Source organism: uncultured Lactobacillus sp., from assembly GCF_948948975.1.
Taxonomy (GTDB): Bacteria; Bacillota; Bacilli; order Lactobacillales; family Lactobacillaceae; genus Lactobacillus.
Window position 1 is genome coordinate 1 of sequence record NZ_CARBVX010000015.1, and the last position, 23234, is coordinate 23234.

Annotated in this window: 25 protein-coding genes and 1 other annotated feature; of the genes, 22 read left to right on the top strand and 3 right to left on the bottom strand. The window is 34.7% G+C overall.

The window, feature by feature from the left end:
- Window positions 1-138 precede the first annotated feature (138 nt).
- The 13 genes from Q9R40_RS06820 (at window position 139) to bsh (ending at window position 8892) form a co-directional block, all read left to right on the top strand.
- Window positions 139-399, top strand: a complete 261-nt coding sequence (locus Q9R40_RS06820; RefSeq protein WP_304676980.1) for a hypothetical protein — start codon at window positions 139-141, stop codon at window positions 397-399.
- Window positions 399-797 (top strand): hypothetical protein, encoded by a 399-nt coding sequence (locus Q9R40_RS06825; protein WP_304676981.1) that lies wholly within the window; start codon window positions 399-401, stop codon window positions 795-797. Before Q9R40_RS06820 ends, Q9R40_RS06825 begins: the two co-directional genes overlap by 1 nt.
- 13 nt (window positions 798-810) lie before the next feature.
- A complete protein-coding gene (locus tag Q9R40_RS06830; RefSeq protein ID WP_014567374.1) occupies window positions 811-1029 on the top strand; it encodes a hypothetical protein in 219 nt (72 codons plus the stop codon).
- Window positions 1026-1370 carry a holin gene (locus Q9R40_RS06835; protein WP_304676982.1) on the top strand — a complete coding sequence of 115 codons (345 nt, stop codon included), beginning with the start codon at window positions 1026-1028 and terminating at the stop codon, window positions 1368-1370. Before Q9R40_RS06830 ends, Q9R40_RS06835 begins: the two co-directional genes overlap by 4 nt.
- A gap of 3 nt (window positions 1371-1373) precedes the next feature.
- Window positions 1374-2330, top strand: coding sequence for a GH25 family lysozyme (locus Q9R40_RS06840; protein WP_304676983.1), 957 nt, complete (start codon window positions 1374-1376; stop codon window positions 2328-2330).
- A 229-nt stretch (window positions 2331-2559) separates the two neighbouring features.
- Window positions 2560-2700 carry a hypothetical protein gene (locus tag Q9R40_RS06845; RefSeq protein WP_155692943.1) on the top strand — a complete coding sequence of 47 codons (141 nt, stop codon included), beginning with the start codon at window positions 2560-2562 and terminating at the stop codon, window positions 2698-2700.
- 149 nt (window positions 2701-2849) lie between these two features.
- Window positions 2850-3050 carry a hypothetical protein gene (locus Q9R40_RS06850; RefSeq protein WP_155692944.1) on the top strand — a complete coding sequence of 67 codons (201 nt, stop codon included), beginning with the start codon at window positions 2850-2852 and terminating at the stop codon, window positions 3048-3050.
- A complete protein-coding gene (locus Q9R40_RS06855) occupies window positions 3047-3325 on the top strand; it encodes a hypothetical protein (RefSeq protein WP_304676984.1) in 279 nt (92 codons plus the stop codon). The genes Q9R40_RS06850 and Q9R40_RS06855 overlap by 4 nt, the downstream gene beginning before the upstream one ends.
- Before the next feature lie 376 nt (window positions 3326-3701).
- Entirely contained in the window at window positions 3702-4286 is a 585-nt protein-coding gene (locus Q9R40_RS06860; RefSeq protein WP_300594335.1) for a phosphatase PAP2 family protein, read from the top strand.
- A 176-nt stretch (window positions 4287-4462) separates the two neighbouring features.
- Window positions 4463-5749, top strand: coding sequence for a phosphopyruvate hydratase (eno, locus tag Q9R40_RS06865; protein WP_004897160.1), 1287 nt, complete (start codon window positions 4463-4465; stop codon window positions 5747-5749).
- A gap of 145 nt (window positions 5750-5894) precedes the next feature.
- Window positions 5895-6125 (top strand): hypothetical protein, encoded by a 231-nt coding sequence (locus Q9R40_RS06870; RefSeq protein WP_370648921.1) that lies wholly within the window; start codon window positions 5895-5897, stop codon window positions 6123-6125.
- A gap of 66 nt (window positions 6126-6191) precedes the next feature.
- On the top strand, window positions 6192-7814 hold the full coding sequence (locus tag Q9R40_RS06875; RefSeq protein WP_370648922.1) for an ABC-F family ATP-binding cassette domain-containing protein: 1623 nt from the start codon (window positions 6192-6194) through the stop codon (window positions 7812-7814).
- Between the two features lie 97 nt (window positions 7815-7911).
- Complete coding sequence (bsh, locus tag Q9R40_RS06880) at window positions 7912-8892, top strand: choloylglycine hydrolase (protein WP_297940053.1); 981 nt, start codon at window positions 7912-7914, stop codon at window positions 8890-8892.
- A 49-nt stretch (window positions 8893-8941) separates the two neighbouring features.
- Here bsh and Q9R40_RS06885 read toward each other — a convergent pair whose 3' ends face one another.
- From Q9R40_RS06885 to Q9R40_RS06895, 3 genes are all read right to left on the bottom strand, one after another.
- Window positions 8942-9259, bottom strand: a complete 318-nt coding sequence (locus tag Q9R40_RS06885) for a helix-turn-helix domain-containing protein (RefSeq protein WP_297940051.1) — start codon at window positions 9257-9259, stop codon at window positions 8942-8944.
- Window positions 9260-9560: 301 nt separating this feature from the next.
- Window positions 9561-10412 carry a DNA/RNA non-specific endonuclease gene (locus Q9R40_RS06890; protein ID WP_300594531.1) on the bottom strand — a complete coding sequence of 284 codons (852 nt, stop codon included), beginning with the start codon at window positions 10410-10412 and terminating at the stop codon, window positions 9561-9563.
- On the bottom strand, window positions 10412-11098 hold the full coding sequence (locus tag Q9R40_RS06895; protein ID WP_304676985.1) for a DNA-entry nuclease: 687 nt from the start codon (window positions 11096-11098) through the stop codon (window positions 10412-10414). The genes Q9R40_RS06890 and Q9R40_RS06895 overlap by 1 nt, the downstream gene beginning before the upstream one ends.
- Window positions 11099-11222: 124 nt before the next feature.
- Window positions 11223-11480 (top strand) — a binding site (T-box leader).
- A gap of 34 nt (window positions 11481-11514) precedes the next feature.
- Here Q9R40_RS06895 and Q9R40_RS06900 point away from each other — a divergent pair.
- The 9 genes from Q9R40_RS06900 to Q9R40_RS06940 all read left to right on the top strand — a co-directional run bounded on the left by Q9R40_RS06900 (window position 11515) and on the right by Q9R40_RS06940 (window position 23120).
- Window positions 11515-12369, top strand: a complete 855-nt coding sequence (locus tag Q9R40_RS06900) for a MetQ/NlpA family ABC transporter substrate-binding protein (protein ID WP_127835684.1) — start codon at window positions 11515-11517, stop codon at window positions 12367-12369.
- A gap of 16 nt (window positions 12370-12385) precedes the next feature.
- Window positions 12386-13435 carry a methionine ABC transporter ATP-binding protein gene (locus Q9R40_RS06905; protein ID WP_260316862.1) on the top strand — a complete coding sequence of 350 codons (1050 nt, stop codon included), beginning with the start codon at window positions 12386-12388 and terminating at the stop codon, window positions 13433-13435.
- Complete coding sequence (locus Q9R40_RS06910) at window positions 13428-14129, top strand: methionine ABC transporter permease (RefSeq protein WP_304676986.1); 702 nt, start codon at window positions 13428-13430, stop codon at window positions 14127-14129. The genes Q9R40_RS06905 and Q9R40_RS06910 overlap by 8 nt, the downstream gene beginning before the upstream one ends.
- Window positions 14130-14266: 137 nt before the next feature.
- A complete protein-coding gene (locus tag Q9R40_RS06915; protein WP_304676987.1) occupies window positions 14267-15673 on the top strand; it encodes a class II fumarate hydratase in 1407 nt (468 codons plus the stop codon).
- 14 nt (window positions 15674-15687) lie between these two features.
- Window positions 15688-17061: a flavocytochrome c gene (locus tag Q9R40_RS06920; protein ID WP_304676988.1), complete on the top strand. Its 1374-nt coding sequence runs from the start codon at window positions 15688-15690 to the stop codon at window positions 17059-17061.
- A gap of 79 nt (window positions 17062-17140) precedes the next feature.
- Window positions 17141-18067, top strand: a complete 927-nt coding sequence (locus tag Q9R40_RS06925; RefSeq protein WP_011162161.1) for an L-lactate dehydrogenase — start codon at window positions 17141-17143, stop codon at window positions 18065-18067.
- A 108-nt stretch (window positions 18068-18175) separates the two neighbouring features.
- A complete protein-coding gene (locus tag Q9R40_RS06930; protein WP_304676989.1) occupies window positions 18176-19558 on the top strand; it encodes a threonine/serine exporter ThrE family protein in 1383 nt (460 codons plus the stop codon).
- A gap of 90 nt (window positions 19559-19648) precedes the next feature.
- Window positions 19649-20674, top strand: a complete 1026-nt coding sequence (locus Q9R40_RS06935; protein ID WP_300734946.1) for an asparaginase — start codon at window positions 19649-19651, stop codon at window positions 20672-20674.
- A 16-nt stretch (window positions 20675-20690) separates the two neighbouring features.
- On the top strand, window positions 20691-23120 hold the full coding sequence (locus Q9R40_RS06940; protein WP_304676990.1) for a cation-translocating P-type ATPase: 2430 nt from the start codon (window positions 20691-20693) through the stop codon (window positions 23118-23120).
- Window positions 23121-23234: the final 114 nt, after the last annotated feature.

Here is a 23234-nt window from a genome sequence, read left to right on the forward strand (position 1 = left end):
TGAATAACGATAATGCAGTATCACAAAAATTAATTAATAAGCTTGCAGTTAGTGAATATAATAATGCAGTTTTAGAAGCAAAAGTTGATGAACTAACTCAAGAATTAAACCAGTTAAAGGCAGAAAAGGAGAATAAAGATGTTAAAAACAAGTAAATCAATTGCAATTTCAGGTCGTTCAATGGTAGATGATAAGCAAGTAGCTACTTTTAATGCAAATATTTATGAAGCGAATGCTTCTGGCGGTAGTGATAATATCAATATGATTATCACTGATCATGATTTATATGATGCAAATAAAGCCACAGTTAGAAAAGATTTGCAAGACTTTCAAAATAAGGTTTGGTCCGCTCAAGATGAAGTAATGGCAAGCGCTGATGAAAAGGCGAGTGAGGGATAATGAAACGCACTCACAAAATAGGAAGTAATATAAGTGATAATTTCCAACTATTTTTAATTGGGCTAACCTTATCAGCTATTGGAATACTACTGTGGACAGATCATACCTACTTCTTTTGGCCACCGCAGTTTGCTGGGCTTATGAATGATGACGGTTTAGACGCTGTGGCTGTGGTTACTGGATTTGGATTAATATACTACGCAGTTACAAATGAAAAGAGCAATACAGTAGCAGGAGTTTTGTTAAGCATCTCAGCAGGCTTTACAGGGCTGGTTGCGTGCATTCAATTAATTCACGCTATTTTTGCAGGACAAGCACCTATGTTTTTAGGTTTTATCTTGTCCTGTTTTTTGTTGGCAGAAATTTTATACACGGCAAGAACTAGAGATACGCGATAAGAGGTGAAGACACTTGCATGACTTAATTCAAGACCTGATTAATCTAGCACAAGTGTTGACACCTATAATTCTTGGAGTACTAACTTGGAACTTAAATTCTAAGAAGACTAAGCATGATAGCTTAGCAGATGATAATGACAGGATAGTGAAAGAAAATAAGCGTCTTACTAAGTTGAATGCTGAAAAGGATAAAGAAATAAACAATTTATTGAAAGAGAGAAATAGAAAATGAAATTAGATATTAATTTGATTTGGGCGATTGTTATTTTGCTTGTTGCAGGCATGGCAACTGCCTATAGTGTAAATAAACAAAAGTTAGAAAAATTAAAACTTACGCATCCTAAACTTGCAACAGCTTTAGAGATGGCTGGGGAATTATCTGAAAAGGCTACAGTTTATCAGGCATCCCTTGATGATAAAGAAGGCTCTAAGAAACTGTATGATGCAACCGATGAGGTTTTCTATCAATTACAAAAACTCTATCCAAATCTTCCAATTGATAGAGTCACAGTAAGAAATATTGTTCAGCATGAGTATGAAAAAATGCTAATTGATTCAAAGAAAGGGGCCTAATAAATGACACGAACAATTGAAAACAGAGCTTATGGCGTTGATGTATCTAGCTTTAATAATGCAAATACAACTGAGTACACGAATGCAGGTGCTGATTTTGTTCTTGTGAAAGTATCTGAGGGACTAGACTATCGTAATCCTAAAGCTAAAGCGCAGGTGGATAGTACTAAGCAAAATAATGTTGTGCCAATGGCTTACCACTATGCAAGATTTAGTGACAATAGCAATGTAGGTGTTCAAGAAGGAAACTATGCTGTTAGTTCAGCCAAACTATCGGGTGTGGTTGTAGGATCTTTCTTAGCTTGTGACTATGAGCAAGGAAGTGGGAACGAAACTAGAGGAGATCGTGAAGCTAATACGACGGCAATTCTGGCTTTCTTGGATACCGTCGTTAGTGCTGGATATAAGCCTTTACTATATTCAGGCGCGTATTTGATAAAAAACAAAATTAATACTTCTAGAATTCTAGCCAAGTATCCTGATTGTTTGTGGGTAGCAGCGTATCCACTAGGTAACGGAGTACCTACAAATGTACCAGATTTCGGTTACTTCCCATCAATGGACGGGGTAGCGATCTGGCAATTTACTGACAATTGGAAAGGCATGAGTGTGGACGGCAATATCGCTGTTAAATCTCTATCTTTTAACTTCAATGTAAGTAAGCTTTCATCTCAAGCCGTTAAGACTTCCACACAGCCTAAGACATGGACTGATGTTCAAGGCATGACCTGGCATGAAGAACATGGTACATTTATCACTGGCGGAGCAATTAATTTACGCTGGGGTGCTAATACTCAAAGTACAATTATTACTACACTACCTGCTGGATCGGCAGTTAAGTACAATGCTTGGGCTAGAGATGGTGTAGGTCGTGTATGGCTACAACAACCACGCTCTGGTGGGCGCGATGGATATTTAGTTGGACGCGTAGGTAACGATGCGTGGGGAACATTTAAGTAATTAAAGTGATATAATTTAGTTACTGTGGATTTAGTCCTTTGGATAGATATCTTTAAAGTTTCTATATCTATTGCCAATTTAAGAAACGAATTAAAATGCATTTTAAAAGCCACTCTGGAGTTAATTCTCTGGAGTGGCTTTTTTTGCATATTTTAAAAAATATTTTCAATTCCCTATTTACAGTGTACGTTAAAACGTGTATTATAAATAGTTGAAAGGAGGAAAACAAATGCTTAATCAAATAAAAGAAGCTGCTGAAATTCTAGTAGCACTTGTAACAGCTCGTTACCTGTGGCATTTAGGTTCAAAATATAAACTAGAAAATCAACAGCTTAAAAATAAAGATAAAAAGCAAAAGGACGGAAGCTAAGGCTTCTGCCTTTGCTGTACAGTCATTATAACAAGCATTTGTTAAAACTACCATGAAATATCTTTTAATTCTAAGTCTAATAATATGTTTTCTTACTGCAATCAGATATGTTTTTTATAAAATACAAAATATAATTATAAGGAGAAAAAATGCCAAAACTAACAGAAGCTAGAAAAAAAGCTAATAAAAAATGGGATGAAAATAATAAAGATAGAAAGAATTACATAGTTAAACGATCCACTACAAAGAACTTTATTCTTAAGTCGGCTACGGAAGAAGATTTAAAAAATATAGAGACTTACATAATAGAGAGAAAAAAAGAATTAGGAATTAGCGAGGAAAAAATATGAAATACGCAGTAGTTAATACATTAAGGTTTGGTAGACATGAGGACTACGAATATAGTCCAAAGTTAATAGAAGTTTTAAACAAGGTTGGCTTCGAGTGGATTAAAGCAGAAGACTGGAAAGAAAAACACGAACTTGACTTTAGAGACGAGGATCTATTAGCAGTAATCGATTTAAAAGACGTCAGTCAACTAAAAGAGTTAGCTCTTGAAGGTAAAATTTACGTAGACTTTGAAAATCAAATAATTGTACCCACTAGCTATGAAGTAGATGACTAAAAATATAAGAGGTTGCTTTAGAAAATTAATTTCCTAGGATGTTTTGTTTGTGGTAACAAATGGTAGCAATTTTGGTAACATAGCATTGAATAGTTATATCAACATAAAGCAACGAAGTTTGATAGATCAATAATTCAAGTGGCTAATGTAAACATAAATAATCAAGCACTGAAACCTGTACTCTCCTTTTGAATTTGGTCCGTAAGTGTTAATCTTACGGACTTTTTTATACACTTTGATCGCCAAATATTTACTCAGGATGAAATCTCATTTCTATTTTTTTATTGAAATAGTTAAATAAAATTTAAAAACATATGTGCTTTATTTTTTTGCTGTTACAATATTTATTAGCACAATTAATTGAGGTTAAGTAAAAGTGAAATTGCATTGTTTAATTCAATTGCTGATTTCGGCATTGATTCTTTTAGGATTAATATTTAACATTAGAAATTCTCGTCTATTTAATTTTTATGATCATTTATTACACCATAAGCTTGTTAAAAATAGGGACGGTAAAATTTGGAAAATTATTACAGTCTTAAATGAGCCTAAGGTAATTGTTGTTTGGGACTTCTTATTGGCAGGACTATTAGTTTTGTTTCATCATCCCTGGCTTGCTCTTTGGTCTTTAGGTACTTTGGCAGTGACGGATGCAGTTGGAATCTTTTTGAAGCATTCAGTTAAAAGAAAAAGGCCTTTATCAATGAGAACGTATCGAGATGGCTATAGTTTTCCTAGTGGACATGTGTTAAGTGCAACAATTATGTCATTAATGTTATGGCAAATCTTTGGTCATATTATGGGAATCTCGCTCTTAATTACTTTAATAATCGTATGGGGACTAGTAGTAGTGTCACGTTTAAATATGCGTGCGCACTATCCATCCGATGTTTTAGGAGCAACCACTTTAGCGCTATTTTGCTTTACAATTGCACAGCAACTTTTAGGATTGGCCTTTTAACGGTCAATCTTTTTTATAAAAAAATAATTGCTTTCTTTAGTTTACATACTCACAAAGTTGCTTTAAAATAAATCTGTAGTCAAAAGGGCTATGCCTAAAAGCGACGAAAGACACTGACTAGATGCCAATTCGGTTAGTTTGTATTTTTCGCCACAAATTTAAGGAGGATTTTTTTAATGCTCAAATCAGTTATTGAGAATGTACATGCACTTGAAATCTTTGATTCACGTGGTAACCCAACTGTTGAAGTTTTCGTTACTCTTTCAAACGGTGTTGTAGGTAAGGCTGAAGTTCCATCTGGTGCTTCAACTGGTGAAAACGAAGCTGTTGAATTACGTGATGGTGGTTCACGTCTTGGTGGTAAAGGTGTTATGAACGCTGTTAACAACGTTAACACTGAAATCAACGATGCTTTGAAGGGATTAGATCCACACGATCAACCAAACATCGACGCAACTATGATTGCTTTAGATGGTACTCCAAACAAGGGCCGTCTTGGTGCTAACGCTATCTTAGGTGTATCTATGGCTACTGCTGCTGCAGCTGCTAAGGACAACCACCAACCATTATACCGTTACCTTGGCGGTACTGACCTTGAAATGCCTCAAACTTTCCACAACGTTATTAACGGTGGTGAACACGCAGACAACGGTATCGATATTCAAGAATTCATGATTACTCCAGTTGCTAAGACTTCATTCCGTGATGGTTTTGAAAAGATCGTTAACGTATACCACACTTTGAAGAAAGTTCTTGAAGATATGGGTTATGAAACTGGCTTAGGTGACGAAGGTGGTTTCGCTCCTAACATGAAGAACTCAGAAGAAGCTTTGAAGGCATTACATGAATCAATCATCAAGGCTGGTTACAAGCCAGGTGAAGATATTGCTATTGCATGTGACTGTGCTGCTTCATACTTCTACAACAAAGAAGACGGCAAGTACCACCTTGAAGGTAAAGTTCTTACTGACGAAGAATTGGCAGACTACTACGACAAGTTACTTGACGAATTCCCAGAATTAATTTCTATGGAAGACCCATACGATGAAAACGATGTTGAAGGTATGGTTAAGTTTACTCAAAGCCACAAGGACCGTATCCAAATCGTTCTTGACGACTTCATTTGTACTAACCCTAAGCTTTTGAACAAGGCTATTCACGAAGGTGCTGGTAACGCTTCATTAATTAAGTTGAACCAAATCGGTACTGTTACTGAAACTCTTGAAACTATTCGTCTTTCACGTAAGAATGGTTACAACACTATGATTTCTCACCGTTCAGGTGAAACTGGTGATACTTTCATTGCTGACTTCGCAGTTGCTGTTAACGGTGGTCAATTGAAGACTGGTGCTCCAGCTCGTTCAGAACGTGTTGAAAAGTACAACCGTTTACTTGAAATCGAAGAAGAACTTGGTAAGGGTGAACGTTTAGCATTCTTCCCAGACAACGTTGACTTAGATTAATATAAGTTAATATTAAAAAAGAGATTGATTTTTGATCAATCTCTTTTTTTGTGCTTGAGATAACTATAAAAAGTAAGTAAACTAGATAACATAGTATAGAAAGGGAAATTAGATCTTTTGATAATAAAACTGTATTAACTATTGGATGAATTGGCTCAGTTTTATCTGTTCTAATGTATATTCTTATATTCCACAAATTATGAATAATTTGCAAGGACACTACGGCAATCCTCTTCAGCCATTAGTTGCAGCCGTTAACTGCCTTATTTGGGTTCTGTATGCTCTCTTAAGAGAGCAAAAGGATTGGCCGTTGTTTGTAGTTAACTTTCCGGGGATTTTATTTGGATTAGCTACATTCATTACCAGTTTGCATTAAATTTTCATAAAAAGACTTTCTATAATGTGTTATAACTAAAAATTAGATGTAAGAGAGGAAAATAATTTGATTACTGTCTCAGATTTAAGTTTAAATTTATCTGGTCGTACTTTATACGAAGATGTTAACTTGAAATTCACTCCTGGTAATTGTTATGGAGTAATTGGTGCTAATGGTGCCGGTAAGTCAACTTTTTTAAAACTGCTAGAAGGTAAGATCGAACCTACTACTGGTAATATTTCCATTGATGCTAATGAAAGAATGTCGAGCTTGAATCAGGATCACTTTGCTTTCGAAGAATTTACTGTTTTAGATACAGTAATTCAGGGGCATAAGGAACTTTATCAAGTGATGAAAGATAAGGACGAACTTTATTCTAAAGCTGATTTTAGCGATGAAGATGGAGTTAAAGCTGCAGAACTAGAATCTAAATTTGCTGAACTTGACGGTTGGAATGCCGAAGCAGACGCATCTAAGCTTTTGCAGTCTTTAGGCATACCAGAAGACTTGCATCAAAGTAAGATGAGTGAATTACCAGAAGCTGAAAAAGTTAAAGTATTATTAGCACAAGCCTTATTTGGTAATCCTGATATTCTTTTACTTGATGAGCCTACTAACGGTTTAGATGTTCATACTGTAAACTGGCTTGAAGACTTTTTAGCTGATTATCCGAATATTGTTATTGTAGTTTCTCACGACCGTCATTTCTTAAACCAAGTATGTACACAAATGTGTGATGTTGACTATGGAAAAATTCAATTATACATGGGTAATTACGATTTCTGGTATGAATCAAGTAAGCTTGCAAGTGAATTAGCAGCTAACCAAAATGCTAAAAAAGAAGAAAAAATAAAAGAACTACAAGAATTTATTGCTCGTTTCTCAGCAAATGCTTCCAAATCAAAACAAGCTACTTCAAGAAAGAAACAATTAGAAAAAATTACTCTTGATGATATTAGACCATCTTCTCGCAAATATCCTTATGTAAAATTTGAAATGCACCGTGACCTAGGAAACGATTTACTAAAAGTAGAAGATGTATCTTATAGTGTTGATGGTGAAAAGATTTTGGACCATGTTTCGTTTATAGTGCGTCCGGGTGATAAAGTTGCATTTTTATCACGCAATACTTTAGCAACCACTGCTTTGATGGATATTATTGCTGGTAAAGTTAAGCCAGAGAGTGGTACTGTGACTTGGGGTCAAACTACTGCTTATAACTATATGTCACGTGATTTAAATGCTAACTTTAATAATGATGAATTAACGATTTTAGATTGGCTTCGCCAATATGCTACTAAAGAACAAGATGATAATACTTTTTTACGTGGCTTTTTAGGTAGAATGCTCTTTTCTGGTGAAGAGATTGATAAGAAGATTAAGGTACTCTCTGGTGGAGAAAAAGTTCGTTGTCAACTTTCAAGAATGATGCTTGAACCGGCTAACGTTTTGGTAATGGATGATCCTACTAACCATTTGGATTTAGAATCAATTACTTCTCTTAACGACGCTTTGAAAGATTACCAAGGTTCAATCTTATTTACATCTCACGATCATGAATTTATTCAAACTATCGCGGATCATATTATTGAGGTCGGCCCTAAAGGAATTGTTAGTCGTGCAGATACTAGCTATGATGAATTTTTAGATAACCCAACTATTCAAGATAATGTTCAAAAAATATACTAATAATAAAAATAAGGAAACTTCATAGGAGAAGCTTCCTTTTTATTTTTGAAAAAAAGAGTAATATAGGGACTATAAAAGATATAAGGAGGAAGTTTATATGTGTACCTCAATTGTTTATAGTTCAAATAATCATCATTATTTTGGTCGAAATCTAGACTTGGAAATTTCTTTTGGTGAACATCCTGTAATTACACCAAGAAATTATGAGTTTCAATATCGTAAATTACCAAATAAAAAGGCAAAATATGCCATGGTTGGGATGGCGATTGTAGAAAATAATTATCCACTATATTTTGATGCAGCAAATGAAGAAGGGCTAGGAATTGCTGGTCTTAATTTTGATGGTCCGTGTCATTATTTTCCAGAAAATGCGGAGAAAAATAATGTTACACCATTTGAATTAATTCCTTATTTGTTAAGTCAATATACTACGGTTGCAGAAGTAAAAAAAGCATTGAAAGATGTTAACTTAGTAAATATAAACTTTTCAGAAAAACTACCACTTTCTCCACTTCACTGGTTAATGGCTGATAAGACTGGTGAGTCGATTGTTGTAGAATCGACTTTAAGTGGATTACACGTTTATGATAATCCAGTTCATGTTTTAACCAATAATCCTGAATTTCCAGACCAGTTACGTAACTTAGCTAATTATAGTAATATAGCACCTGCACAGCCTAAAAATACTCTTGTTCCAGGTGTTGACCTTAATCTATATAGTCGCGGGTTAGGGACTCATTTTTTGCCAGGAGGAATGGATTCAGCCAGTCGGTTTGTGAAAGTAGCTTTTGTTCGTGCACATTCTCCTCAAGGAAATAATGAATTAAGTAGTGTAACAAATTATTTCCATATTCTACATTCAGTTGAACAGCCAAAAGGAACGGATGAAGTAGGACCAAATTCTTATGAGTATACAATTTACTCTGATGGAACTAACTTGGAGACAGGAACGTTTTATTATACCAATTATGAAAATAATCAAATTAACGCCATTGAATTAAATAAAGAAAACTTAGATGATGATGAGTTGATAGATTACAAGTTGATTGAAAAGCAAACAGTTAATTATCAAAATTAGACTATAAAATAAAAAACTTTGCCAGATAGAAGATATCGGGCAAAGTTTTTTATTTGTTTTCTTTAGAAAAAGTATTAATTATGGTAATAAAACTTTTAGCTAAAGCTTCTTCCTGCTCAACAGGAAGTTTTTTCATGTCATTTGTAAGCTTGTCAAGAAAAACACGGTCATTGCTTAACTTACTTGCAAATGCCTGTGGTTCAGGAGTTTTGGATGATTCATCAATTAAAGTAATTACGGATGTTTGTAGTGCTTTTGCAATCGCATCTAATTTTTGAATACTGATATTTTGGTTACCTGTTCTTTCAATCTTAGAGATGAAATTCACTGATAGACTACTGAATTCCGCAAGGTCTTCTTGAGTCATTCTCAAACTCCTGCGCCTTTTTTTGATCGCAGTTCCTAAGTTGTCTATCACTTCAATCACAATTCCTTTCACACAGATTTCTGCCTGCGCTTTTTAGAATAAAGTTAAACTGTAATTAAATGAAGAATTTATAATATTATCTTTCTTCATTTAGTATATTCATACACCTAAACCATTGAGTATAAACACTAGTTGAATAAGTATTATGAAGTAAAAGTATAGATTTGACGTTAGGAAATTGAGAGAAGCAAATAGCAGTATATCAAAAAAGATAAGTTTCATATAGTTATTTTATTAAAACTTAAGAAACTTTACTGGTTCCGTTTGAGTAATTTAAGTTTACGCCATCTTGAACATTAAATATATAAACATGGAAGTGAACATCATTTGAATTGATTGATTGGCCCTCCATTTCTACACCACGAGCTAGTAACTCATTGTTTCTGAAAATTGGAGTAACTCGATACCGAACATAATTTGATGGGGAAGCTTTTAGATAAGTGGCCACCTCGTTTTCATACATTAACATATCGGGGTCATTTAAGTGTCTAGTCCCAGTCATTAAATTTTTCCAATTATTATTTTGACCTGTGAGTTGATAACCAATTAAATGAGAACGATTATAGAGCCAATGGTCATTTATTTTCTTATTATGCCAGCCAGTTGGATTGACATGTAGTGGCTCTCGTTTTGTTTTTGGCATTAAGGAACTATTTAAAAGTGCATTTGCTGCAGTTACACGATTTTGTGAATCAAGATCGCCATATTTTTGCCAGGCGCCATGACTCGTATCTAAGTCTTGCTTTGAAAAATCTGGATTATTATTGTTCACGTTAACAACAGTTTTTCCCGTATAATCAAGACTAGCTAATTTTTGTTTACTTAAAGATTCAACTGCATTTGGATTAGTGTAGTTTTTTAATTGCTTTTGAAGATCAGCTATCTTTTTATCTAAAGAGCTAATTTTCTTCTCAATTTTTTTGTTCTTCTTTTTTAAATTATTAGCCTCTTTTTGATCACTATAGTCATACTTATATTTTTTAGCGACTTTAGTATCGTTAGATGAACTAGCTTGAACAGTATATGTTTGGCTAAGTCCGAGAGAAAACAAAAGGGTAACTGTTAAAAATTCGGTAATTTTCTTATGTTTCATTATCTTTTGGCCTTTCTATAACCAGCATTAATTGCGTCTTGTTCACTGTTAAAGTAAACGGCATTAGCTGAATTCATATGGTAGCCTGCTTGACCAGGTACGTGGTAGATTTTTGAATTACTGTTTCCGACAATTGTTCCTTGGTTACCAGTATAAAGATCACCGTGATTAGAAGAACTACTAGTATTTGCTTCCTGACGTTGAGCAGCTTTTTGCTGTTCTTCAGCTTCTTTTTGACGGGCCTTGGCCTCTTTTTTAGCTGCCGCTTCAGCCTTTTTTCTTGCTTGTTCAGCTTCTTGTTTTTGTTGTTCTTCTTTTTCTTGGTAATCATCAAGTTGCTGTTTTAACTTGTCATATTCAGCTTGTTTATTCTTTTGTTCTTGTTTGAGAACCTTAGCTCTAGCTTTTTCTTTATTAAGTTCTTTAGTTCCAACTTTTTTAGTGACTGTTTTATGAACTATTCTGCTGCTTTTGGCTAAGGCGTCCTCATTACTTGAAGTAGTGGTTGTGCTGCTTGGGCTAACAGCTAGACTTAGTAAAACGAATAAAGCGATTGTTACACAATTTGCCCAAAAAACTTGATGTTTGTTTTTCTTAAAAACAAATTTTTTTAGTAAATAATATGGAAGTAGATAAAACCAAAAGAGAATCCACATTATTATTTTGACAATATTATTTTTCATCATTCTTTCTCCATTCTTAAATATCCTCATGTATCAGGATAATATAATGATTTCGATAAGAAAATAAAAAATAAAAAAAGACTTGACGAAAATTGATTAAGATTATAATATGTTTTTAACAATTAACTTAAACATTTTGCTAGTTGAGTAAATTGGTGATGTTTTTTTAGAGAGTCTACGTGTGGTGGAAGTAGATAAAGCAACTGATTGAAGATGGACTAGAGATTAAAATGGTGGTAACGAATTTTAATAATAAGTTATCAACGGAGTTGCGACCGTTAAAAACGCAAGGTAATTCTTAATGAAAATTAGGAGCTACTTACTAAGGTCATTTATGTGAGTAAATGACAAATCAAAGGTGGTAACGCGAGCACTCGTCCTTTTATGGATGAGTGCTTTTTTGTTTGGAGGAAAGTATAATGCATAAGAAAAGAATTAGAAATCGAATAATTTGGTCACTAGTAGCAGTTTTAATTGTAATTGCGGGATGGTTTAGTTTTGGGCCAACTAGTAACACTACCAAGAATCAAAAAGAGGTAGTAGTGGGTGTAGTTGGTCAAACGAAACAAGATGCTGAAATTTGGAAAAGTGTAGCAGAAACTGCTGAAGAAGAGTATGGTATAAAAATTAAAATTAAGAATTTTACTGACTATAATCAACCAAATAAGGCGCTTCAAAATGGTGATATTGATCTAAATGCTTTCCAGCACTACACATTTTTAAATGCCTGGAATAAAGCAAATCATGGTTCACTAGTCGCAATTGGGAATACTTATATTGCTCCAATTAGGTTGTATTCAAAGAAATATAAGAGCATTAAGGATTTGCCACAAGGCGCTACAATTGCAGTACCAAATGATGCATCTAATGAATCAAGAGCCTTATATGTCTTGAAAAATGCTGGACTAATTAACTTGAAAAAGGGCGTTAAACTTGCAACGGTAGCTGATATTACTTCAAATCCTAAGGGACTAAAAATTAAGGAAGTTAGTGCAGAACAAACAGCACGAGTAATTGATGATGTAGATGCAAGTATTGTTAATAATACTTATGCCGTTCCTGCTAAATTAGGCGATAAGCAAACAATTTATATTGAGCCTTTGAATAAAGATTCTGAACAATGGATTAACATAATTGTCGCAAATAAAAAAGATAAGAATAACAAAATTTACAAGGATTTAGTTAAGGCATATCAAACTGAAAAAACTAAGAAATTATCTGACAAGCTTTATGGTAAGACTGAAGTTGCAGCTTGGGGATTGAAATTAAAGTAAGAGGAGGAGCAGTCTAATGGCAGCACAAATTGATTTGAAAAATATTACCGTTCAATTTGGACAAAATAAAGCAGTTAACGATGTAAGTTTAGAAATAAATAAGGGTGATATTTACGGCGTAATTGGATTTTCTGGAGCCGGAAAATCCACTTTAGTAAGAACAATCAACTTACTTCAATATCCTTCTGCTGGATCAGTAGAGGTTAATGGAACGGTATTGTTTAAAGATAATAAATTGCAGATTAGCAAGAAGCAATTGCAAGAAAAAAGACGCAAAATTGGGATGATTTTTCAAAATTTTAACCTCTTAAACGAAGAAACTGTTATTGAAAATGTTGCTTTTGCGCTACAACATAGTCGCCTATCTGATCAGGAATTAGAGGAAAAATCTCTTCATTTGTTAGAATTAGTTGGCTTAAAAGATAAGGCAGATTTTTATCCGGCTCAGTTATCTGGAGGTCAGCAACAGCGTGTAGCTATTGCGCGTGCCCTGGCAAATGATCCTGATATTTTGATTTCTGATGAAGCGACGAGTGCCCTTGATCCAAAAACTACTAATCAAATCTTAGATTTATTATATGATCTAAATAAGAAATTAGGTCTAACTGTTGTTTTAATTACCCATGAAATGGATGCTGTAAAACGTGTGGCAAATAAAATTGCAGTAATGGAAAAGGGAAAAGTAATCGAAAAAGGTGAGTTAAGAGAAGTTTTCTTACACCCTCAGAAGCAACTTACTCGTCAATTTGTAGGTGGGGCGTTGCAGGCTCAACATATTTTGAATACTTATAACTTTGATAAATTAGCTGAGAACGCAGAATTGTATCAATTAGTTTATAGCATCAATGATGTAACTAAATCAGTTGTGGCTGATTTAGATGTTTCATTGAATACAAAAGCAAGTATTTTATATGGAAATGTAGAAGTTCTAAGTGGTGAACCAATAGGAACACTTGCAATTTTATTAAATTTAAATGAATTAAAGCAAAAAGAAGCTGTTAAATTCTTGGAGAGTAAAAATGTTGTTGTAACGAAGTTAGATAAAGGAGTGCTGACTAATGATTAGTTTTTTCACTAAAAACTTTCCTAATGTAGTAGCCCTAGGTTGGGGCGGAGATGCTGGTTGGGGAACAGCTATTTTCCAAACCTTATTTATGACTTTTTGGTCAGCTATTTTTGGAGGAATTCTAGGTTTAATTTTTGGGTTATTATTAGTTTTAACAAAACCAAAAGGAATTTTAGCTAATAAAGTAGTTTATTGGATTGTTGATAAAATCGTATCGATTTTTAGAGCTGTACCATTTATTATCTTGTTAGCGTTTGTTGCTCCAGTTACCCAAAAAATTGTTGGAACTCAAATTGGGATGAAAGCAGCTTTAGTACCATTAACTTTAGGTGTGTTCCCATTTTTTGCTAGACAAGTTCAAGTTGCACTTGAAAGTGTAGATAAAGGAAAGATTGAAGCTGCAGAAGCATTAGGTGCTTCAACCAAAGATATTATTTTTGACGTATATTTAAGAGAAAGTAGATCTGAATTAGCTCGAGTTTCAACCGTGACTTTGATTAGTTTAATTGGGTTAACTGCAATGGCCGGAGCTATTGGTGCTGGTGGCTTAGGTAATACAGCCATTTCATATGGATACAATAGATTTAATAATGATGTGACTTTGGTAGCAACTTTATTAGTTTTATTATTGGTATTGATTGTTCAAGTGGTTGGAGACCTAATTGCTAAGAAGTTGAATCATCAAGAACGATAAGCGTATAGCATTAAAAAAGTATTTTTAGTATAATTTAATACAATTATATTAGCGAAGAATTATATTCTCCGCTTTTTGTATGCCCTTTCATTTAAATATAGCTTATAATGAAGATAATGAAAACGGAGGACAAAAATATGGTGAAAAAAGGTTATCGTGTTGAAAGTGACACATTAGGCCCAGTAGAAATTCCCAAAAAGGCATTGTGGGGTCCACAAACACAAAGAAGTAAGGATAATTTCCATACTGGAGCGTTAATGCCAATTGGTATTATTCGTGCACTTCTTCAAATAAAGCTAGCTGCTGCTCAAGCTAATATTGAAGCAGGAACTGAAACAGAAGAGAAGGGACGTGCCATTATTGAAGCAATTCATCAGCTACTTGATTTAAACAATGAAGAATTGCAACCATATTTTCCATTACATGTCTATCAAACTGGATCAGGTACCCAAACTAATATGAATGTTAATGAAGTGGTGGCTAATCTTGCTAATAAAAATCATCCCGGTTTAGATATTTTACCTAATGATGACGTGAACATGGGACAATCATCAAATGATACTTTTCCAACTGCAATGAATTTAGTTGCAACACAAGCGTTAGACGCCTTAAAACCTTCTATTAAACACTTGATTAAAGAATTAAAAGTGAAACAAGATGAGTATTGGACAACGGTTAAAGTAGGAAGAACCCACTTGCAAGATGCGGTTCCATTGACTTTTGGTCAGGAACTATCAGGCTATATTTCTGCTCTTAATCATGATTTATCCTATATTAATGAGTTAGAAGAAACACTTTATGAATTACCAATTGGAGGAACTGCTGTTGGTACTGGACTTAATGCAGCTCCTGGTATGGCAGAAGATATCGCTGAGCGATTATCAAGAAAGTATGGACACCAATTTAAAGTTGATACAAATAAATTCTTTGGTTTAGCAAATCATTCAGGCTTAAATGTTGTGCATGGCGCTTTAAAAGCTTTGGCAGCTGATATGTTTAAAATTGCTCAAGATATTCGTTTCTTAGGATCTGGCCCAAGAGCTGGTTTAGGAGAACTTAATTTACCTGCAAACGAACCTGGTTCATCAATTATGCCAGGTAAAGTAAATCCGACTCAAGCAGAAGCTGTTACCATGGCATGTTTGAGAGTCTTTGGAAATGATACAACTATTACTATGGCTGCATCTCAAGGAAACTTTGAAATGAATGTCTTTAAACCAGTGATGATTGCAGCGTTTTTAGAGTCTGCCAATGTTTTATCTGGAACTATTTCTGGCTTTGCAGATAAGATGATTCATGGTATGACTGTTAATAAAGAAAGAATGGCTAAGGATGTAGCAAATTCATTAATGACGGTTACTGCACTTTCACCACATATTGGTTACCATGAAGCTGCTACTATTGCACAGACTGCAGCTAAAAATAATACGACTTTGCGTACAGCAGCTTTAAAGAGCGGGTTAGTAACTAAAGAACAATATGATAAGTGGATGAAACCAATTACCATGACTAATGCAATGAATACTAAGCCAATTGATGATTAAAAGAAGGAATAAGAATGGGATATAAATTTCCAACACAAACAGTAGATAAGTTACAAAAAGAATACGATGCAATTATTGTCGGAAGTGGTGGTACCGGATTAGCCGCAGCTATTCAAGCACAGCAATATGGTTTGAAAGTTGCTATTTTAGAAAAGAATGGCTTTTTAGGTGGAAACACTATGAGAGCTAGTTCTGGTATGAATGCTGCTGAAAGTATTGTTCAAGCTCGTTTAGGTGTAAACGACAGTATGCAAAAATTTTATGATGAGACGCTAAAAGGTGGCGGCTACATGAATGACCGTGAAATGCTACACTATTTTGTCGAGCATGCACCTTTGGCTATTGCGTGGCTTGAAAACTTAGGAATTAAAGTAGATGATTTAACAATTACAGGTGGTATGTCCAAAAAACGTACACACCGTCCATCTTCAATGGCACCAATTGGCGCATTTTTAGTTAATAATTTACTTAAAATTGCTGATGAAAAGAATATTCCAATTTTTACTGATGCTAAGGTGACTAAATTATTACAAGATGACAACAAGAAAATTAATGGAGTAGAAGTTAATAATGAGCGGCAAGTAAAAGCTAAAGCAGTTTTACTTGCTACTGGTGGTTTTGGTGCTTCTAAAGATTTAATTGCTAAGTATCGACCAGATTTGCGTAACTATAAGACAACTAATCAACCTGGTGCGACTGGAGACGGCTTAAAATTAGCTAATAAAGTGGGAGCACAACTTGAGCAATTAGAGTTAGTTCAAGTTCACCCTACCGTTCAACAAGATACAGATCATGCGTATTTAATTGGTGAAGCAGTACGCGGTGAAGGAGCCATTTTAGTTGATCATCAAGGTAAGAGATTTGTTAATGAATTGAATACGCGAAAGATCGTATCAAATGCAATTACCCAAACTCCAGAGCATTCTGCATATTTGATCTTTGACCAAGGAGTTAGGGATAGGGTTAAGGCAATTGAATTTTATGATTCAATTAATTTAGTTGTTCATGGAAACACTATTGAAGAATTAGCTGAAAACATTAAAGTACCAATTTCCAACCTTGAAGAAACACTTAAAAATTGGAATAAAGCAGTAGCAAATAATGATGATACAAAATTTGGTCGTACTACCGGAATGGCTGAGTTAGACCATGCACCATATTATGCAATTCACATTGCACCTGCTATCCATTACACAATGGGCGGAATTCATGTTGCACCTGATACCCGTGTGTATGATACCAATGGAAACTTTATTTCTGGCTTGTATGCTGCAGGTGAAGTTAGTGGCGGCTTACACGGTAACAATCGAATTGGTGGTAATTCAATTGCTGAAACCATTATTTTTGGTCGTGAAGCTGGAAAAGCAATTGCAGATTTAATTAAATAAAGCGCTTTCAATAGAAAAGCTATTTGTGTATACTTAAAGTGTAGAACTTAAGCTTTCATTTAAAGGAGTATATATAAAAATGAGTCGTAGAAAAGTATTTTTAGTTGGTGACGGCCGTGTTGGTTCAACCTTTGCAAATGACTTATTGCAAAATGTTAGAATTGATGAATTGGTAATTTGTGATGTAGTCAAAAAAATTACTGAAGGGGATGCTTTAGATTTAGAAGACTTAGCCCCATTTGTTGGTCAATGTACTGTTAAGAGTGGGGATTATAGTGATGCAAAAGATGCAGATATTGCTGTAATTACTGCTGGAGCTGCAAGAAAACCTGGAATGACTAGACTAGATTTAGTAAAAACTAATGTTAAAATTTTAGAATCAATCATAAAACCAATTGTAGAGTCTGGTTTTAACGGTATTTTTGTCGTTTCTGCTAATCCAGTAGATATTTTAACTACTTTAACTCAAAAGTTATCTGGTTTTCCGAAGAATAAAGTTATCGGAACCGGTACATCCCTTGATACAGCTCGCTTGCGTGTAGCTTTATCACATAAGACTGGTGTTAATGTGGATCATATTGATGCTTATGTTTTAGGTGAACATGGTGATACATCTTTTGAAAACTTTGATGAAGCAATTATCGATCATAAGCCTCTTCGATCTTATAAAGAATTAGATGAAGAAACATTAGTTGAATTAGAGACTGATGTTCGTAAAAAGGGCGGCAAGATCATTGCTAATAAGGGAGCAACTTTTTATGGCGTTGCAATGTGCTTAACACAAATCTGTAAGGCAATCTTAGAAAATAAGGCTCTAGTGATGCCACTATCTGCGCCCATGACTGGAGAATATGGTATTCATGATCTTTACATAGGAAGCCCAGCTGTAGTTACTGCTAATGGAATTAGTGACGTGATTGAGCTTCACTTATCAGAAGATGAAAATAAGAAAATGGCTTATTCAGCAGCTAAGATGAAGGAAGTTGTTGACGGAATTGACCTTTAAACAATAATTTTAATAATTAAAAGCGTCTTGTACTTAAGTTGAGAGTGCAAGACGCTTTTTGTGTGATAAAATTTTAAAGGTATGATATTTAATCAAAGTTTGGGGACTATGAAAGTGAATAGTAAAGAAAGTAAAAATGAACGTGTAAATCAGCTCCATCATCAACATACTTTGTCGCATCATCATCATATGCGAATTCGGTGGCAGGAGTTTTTTACTAGTGATAATATTACACCTGCTAAAAATGCGACTTTGGCTGAACGATCGGTAATTGTAGGGCATATTGGGATGATGCTTCTCTCTTGTGGGACCGGAGCGTGGCGTGTAAGATCAGCGATGAATACAATTGCTCGCTGTTTAGATATGACATGCAGCACGGATATTGGACTTGTTTCAATTGAATATACTTGTGTTGATGCAGATGGTAAGAGTTATACGCAGGCGCTAAGTTTACCATCCACAGGAGTTAATACAACTAAATTAGACCGTATGGAAAATTTCGTCAGTCAGTTTAAAAAAGATAACGGAAATTGGACAATTGGCCAAATTCATAATCGATTAGAAGAAATTTCGACAATGAAATCGCAATATGCTCCATGGCAAGTTGGTTTAGCTTCTGGTCTTGCATGTGCAGGATTTATTTTTTTACTAGGCGGAGGGATTTTTGAAGTTATGTGTGCATTTTTAGGTGCAGGGTGCGGAAATTACGTTCGCCGAAAAATGATTGATCGTCATCTAACTATTTTAGCGAATATTACCGTTGCAGTTGCCGTAGCTTGTGCGGTATATGTAGGGAGTTTTTACTTAATTAGATTATTTTATCCAGTCCGTCTGCGACATTTGGATGGATATATTGGAGCAATGCTCTTTGTAATTCCAGGTTTTCCATTTATTACGTCTGGACTAGATATTTCTAAGCTTGATATGAGATCAGGCTTAGAGAGAATGGCTTATGCAATCATGATTATTGTTGTTGCAACTGCAGTTGGTTGGGTAATGGCTTTGATCTTAAACCTGCATCCGCAAAACTTTGAGAAATTAGGACTAACACCATTAGTTTTAACTATTTTAAGATTAGTTGCTAGTTTCTGCGGAGTTTTTGGCTTCTCAATTATGTTTAATTCTAGAATTCCAATGGCAACTGTTGCAGGGATTTCCGGAGCTATAGCAAATACTTTACGCTTGAGTTTAGTTGATTGGTCAAATGTTCCACCAGCTGTGGCTGCTTTTATTGGAGCCTTTGTTGCAGGAATGTTAGCTTCAATTATTAGACGTAAAACTGGTTTCCCAAGAATTGCTATTACGGTGCCATCAATTGTAATTATGGTGCCGGGACTATATATGTACCGAGCTATGTTTAACTTAGGATTAACGTCATTAAATGCAGGCGCCTTATGGATGGTTCAAGCTTTAATGATTGTAATTTGTTTACCACTAGGCTTAATTGCAGCTCGGATTTTAATGGATAAAGACTGGCGGCATGCCGGATAGATTTTTATTAAAAAGTTGTCATGGAATTTAAACTATGACAACTTTTTTCGTATAATTAATAGAACAAGAGAATTAAAGAGTGAGTGAAAAATGCAAAAGAAAATATTATTGCTTTCAACGGGTGGAACAATTGCGTCAGTTGTTTCAGAAGCTGGGTTAGTGCCCAAAGAATCTGGTGAGCAGTTAATCAATATGTTAGGGGAATTACCTTATGATATTACTGTCGAAGATATTCTCCAACTTGATTCATCTAATATTCAGCCTGAAGAATGGAAATTGATTGCTGAAAAAATTTATGAAAATCGAAATAAGTATGATGGGATTGTAGTATCTCATGGTACTGATACCATGGCCTATACAGCATCCATGCTTTCTTTTATGTTACAAAATATTAATATTCCAGTTGTTTTAACTGGAAGCCAGGTTCCAATTAATGTTGTATTGAGTGATGCACCAGATAATTTAAAATTAGCTTTTGCGGCAGCGGCTACTTGTCATCCTAATATTTATTTAGCCTTTGATCGAAAAGTGATGCTGGGATGCAGAAGTGTTAAGGTAAGAACGATTAATTTTGATGCTTTTGAAAGTGTTAATGTACCACCAGTAGCTAGAGTAACATCTGATGGCCTAGTATTTTCTGATCAAAGTGTACCTAAAAATACGAAAGATATGAAAGATACAACTTTAAACACTAACATTAATCCTCATGTTTCTTTAGTTAAACTATTCCCGGGTTTTGATCCTAATTTGCTATTTGCAATGGTTGAAAGCGGATGTCAAGGAATTGTAATTGAAGCGTATGGTTTAGGAGGGATGAATTACATCCGAAGAAATATGGTAGCTGCAATTGGAAAGTTGATTAGAAGAGGAATACCGATTATTGCGACGAGTCAATGCTTATATGAGCGAAGTGATCTTACAAAATATGAAGTTGGGAGAGAGGCGCTGCTTGAAGGAGCAATTAGTGCCCGGGATATGACTTCAGAGAGTGCGATTACTAAACTGATGTGGGGATTAGGTCAGAAATGGGACGTTCACCAGATTTCCGATTTTTTTAATACTGATGTAGTTGGTGAAGTAACGATTGAAAAAGACGATAATTTACAGATAGATTAATTTTTTAAGGATGCAAATGAAGGAAAACTTTAAACAACCAATTGGCTTAACACAAGCAGAAGTTGAGCAAAGAATTAAAGAGGGAAAAGTTAACCGAGCTGTTAATGATCAAGCTAAGACTACCTGGCAAATAATTAAAGAAAATACATTTACGTATTTTAACTTGATATTTTTAGTATTAGCAATCTTGTTAGTGATCGTTGGAGAATACAAGGATTTAACGTTTTTACCAGTCATTATCGCAAATATGATAATTGGGATTGTCCAAGAATTACGTGCTAAAAGTGTTTTAGACAAGTTAAATGTTATGAATACAACAAAAATAGCTGTAATTCGTGATCAACAGGAAAAAATTATTCCGATCGAAGATCTGGTTTTAGGGGATGTAATTGTACTTAAAACAGGAGATCAAATTCCTGCTGATGGGCAAGTTATTTCTGGAACTTTACGAGTAAATGAAGCATTGCTAACTGGTGAAGCTGATGAAATAGAGAAAGATGTTGGTTCAGAATTAATGTCCGGAAGCTTCGTAGTTGCAGGAAAGGCATATGCCCGCCTTGAAAAGGTTGGCAAAAATTCTTATGTTTCTAAGCTAACTTTAGAAGCTAAAGCGATGAATTCAAAAGAGGGCTCTGAAATGGTGCGCTCAATTAATCGATTGATTAAATGGGTTGGAATCATCATTATTCCCTGTGGAATTGCGCTTTTCATCGTTGCCCGTTATGTAAATCATTTAAATCTAGCGGACAGTATTGTCTCAATGGAAGCAGCAATTATTGGAATGATTCCTGAAGGTTTATATTTATTAACTACAATTGCTTTAGCCTTAGCAGCTATGCGTTTAGCACGTTCCCAAGTTATGCTTCATGATATGAAAAGTGTTGAAACATTAGCTCGGGTTAATGTGCTATGTGTTGATAAGACTGGAACAATTACTGAACCTAAAATGGAAGTAGAGGAAGTTATTCCAGTTAGTGTTACTAAAGAAGAGTTGAGCAAAGAAATTTCTATTTTTGCCCAAAATATGCCTCACGATAATGCAACTATCAAAGCTGTCGCAAAAGCATTTAATCAGAAATTTAATATTCAGGCTACGCAAATCATCCCTTTTACTTCGGTAAATAAATATAGTGGGGCAGTTATTAAGAACAACACTTTATTAATGGGTGCGCCTGAATTTGTATTGCGAGATCAATTTAAAAATTATGAAAAAGAAATAAATCAATATACCCGGCAAGGATATCGTGTTTTAGTTTTTGGAAAATATCCGCATGTACTAAGGGATGAAAAGGAAAAATTAGTAGAGCCCGTTGAACTATTAGGCTATATTTTAATTTCTAATCCAATCCGTAAAGAAGCAAAAAGTACTTTTAAATACTTTGATCGTCAAGGGGTAAATATCAAGGTGATCTCTGGAGATAACCCTTTAACGGTAGCACGCGTTGCAAGGCAGGCAGGTATTCGCGATGCAGATAAGTTAATTGACGCAACCGAAATCGGTGAAGGCGACTATGAAGAAGCTGTTAAAAAATATAACGTCTTTGGACGTGTTAAACCTGATCAAAAGAAAAAGTTAATTAAAGCTCTTCAAAAAAATGGTAATACTGTTGCAATGACAGGAGATGGTGTTAACGACATTTTAGCAATGAAGACAGCAGATTGTTCAATTGCTATGGCATCAGGCAATAGTGCTGCTGTTCAAGCATCCCAAGTTGTCTTATTAGATTCTGATTTTGCTAGAATGCCAAAAGTGGTAGATGAAGGTAGAAAGGTAGTTAATAATATTGAAAGATCAGCTAGTTTGTTTTTAGTGAAAAATATCTTTTCATTTTTAATGGCTATCTTTTCTCTTGCCTTTGCAATGTCTTATCCATTGCGTCCGGCTCAAATAGCCTTAATTTCAGCATTTACTATTGGTCTACCATCATTCTTATTAGCTCTTGAAAATAATTACAACCGTATTCGCGGAAAATTTATTCCTAATGTACTGTCAAGGGCAATTCCTGGTGGAATTACGGATATGCTTGCGGTCTCAATTTTGGTAGTGGCAGATATGGTTTTAGAATTAGGAAGACCAGAAGTAGCTACAACGGCTACGATGTTATTAGTCGCAGTAGGTATGATGGTGCTATACCATATTTCTAGACCACTAAATAAATTTAGGTGGACTGTTTTAGGTGGATCCTTTTTAGCATTAGTTTTATCTATTATTTTCTTCCATAACTTATTTGCACTTTCACGTATCTCTGCAACTGCTGTTTTCTTATTGTTAGTTTTATTCTTTGCAGAAATTACTATATTTAGATTATTAAGTAAGTTTGCTGATGGCGTTAGAGAAGTCTTAGTTGCATATGATCAAAAGGGTAAAGATTTAACTATTGATGATATCAAACAAGCCTATCGCAAGGGAAGAAATATGGTAAATATGTCAGTTCCTGAAGAATAAAAGTGGTAAATAAGTATTTTTTTCGCCTGGTTGAATGATACAATTAAACGGTTGAGACGATACTTATCAGAGGTAAGAAATGAAAAATCATAGTGTAGAAAAATATAAAGAAGT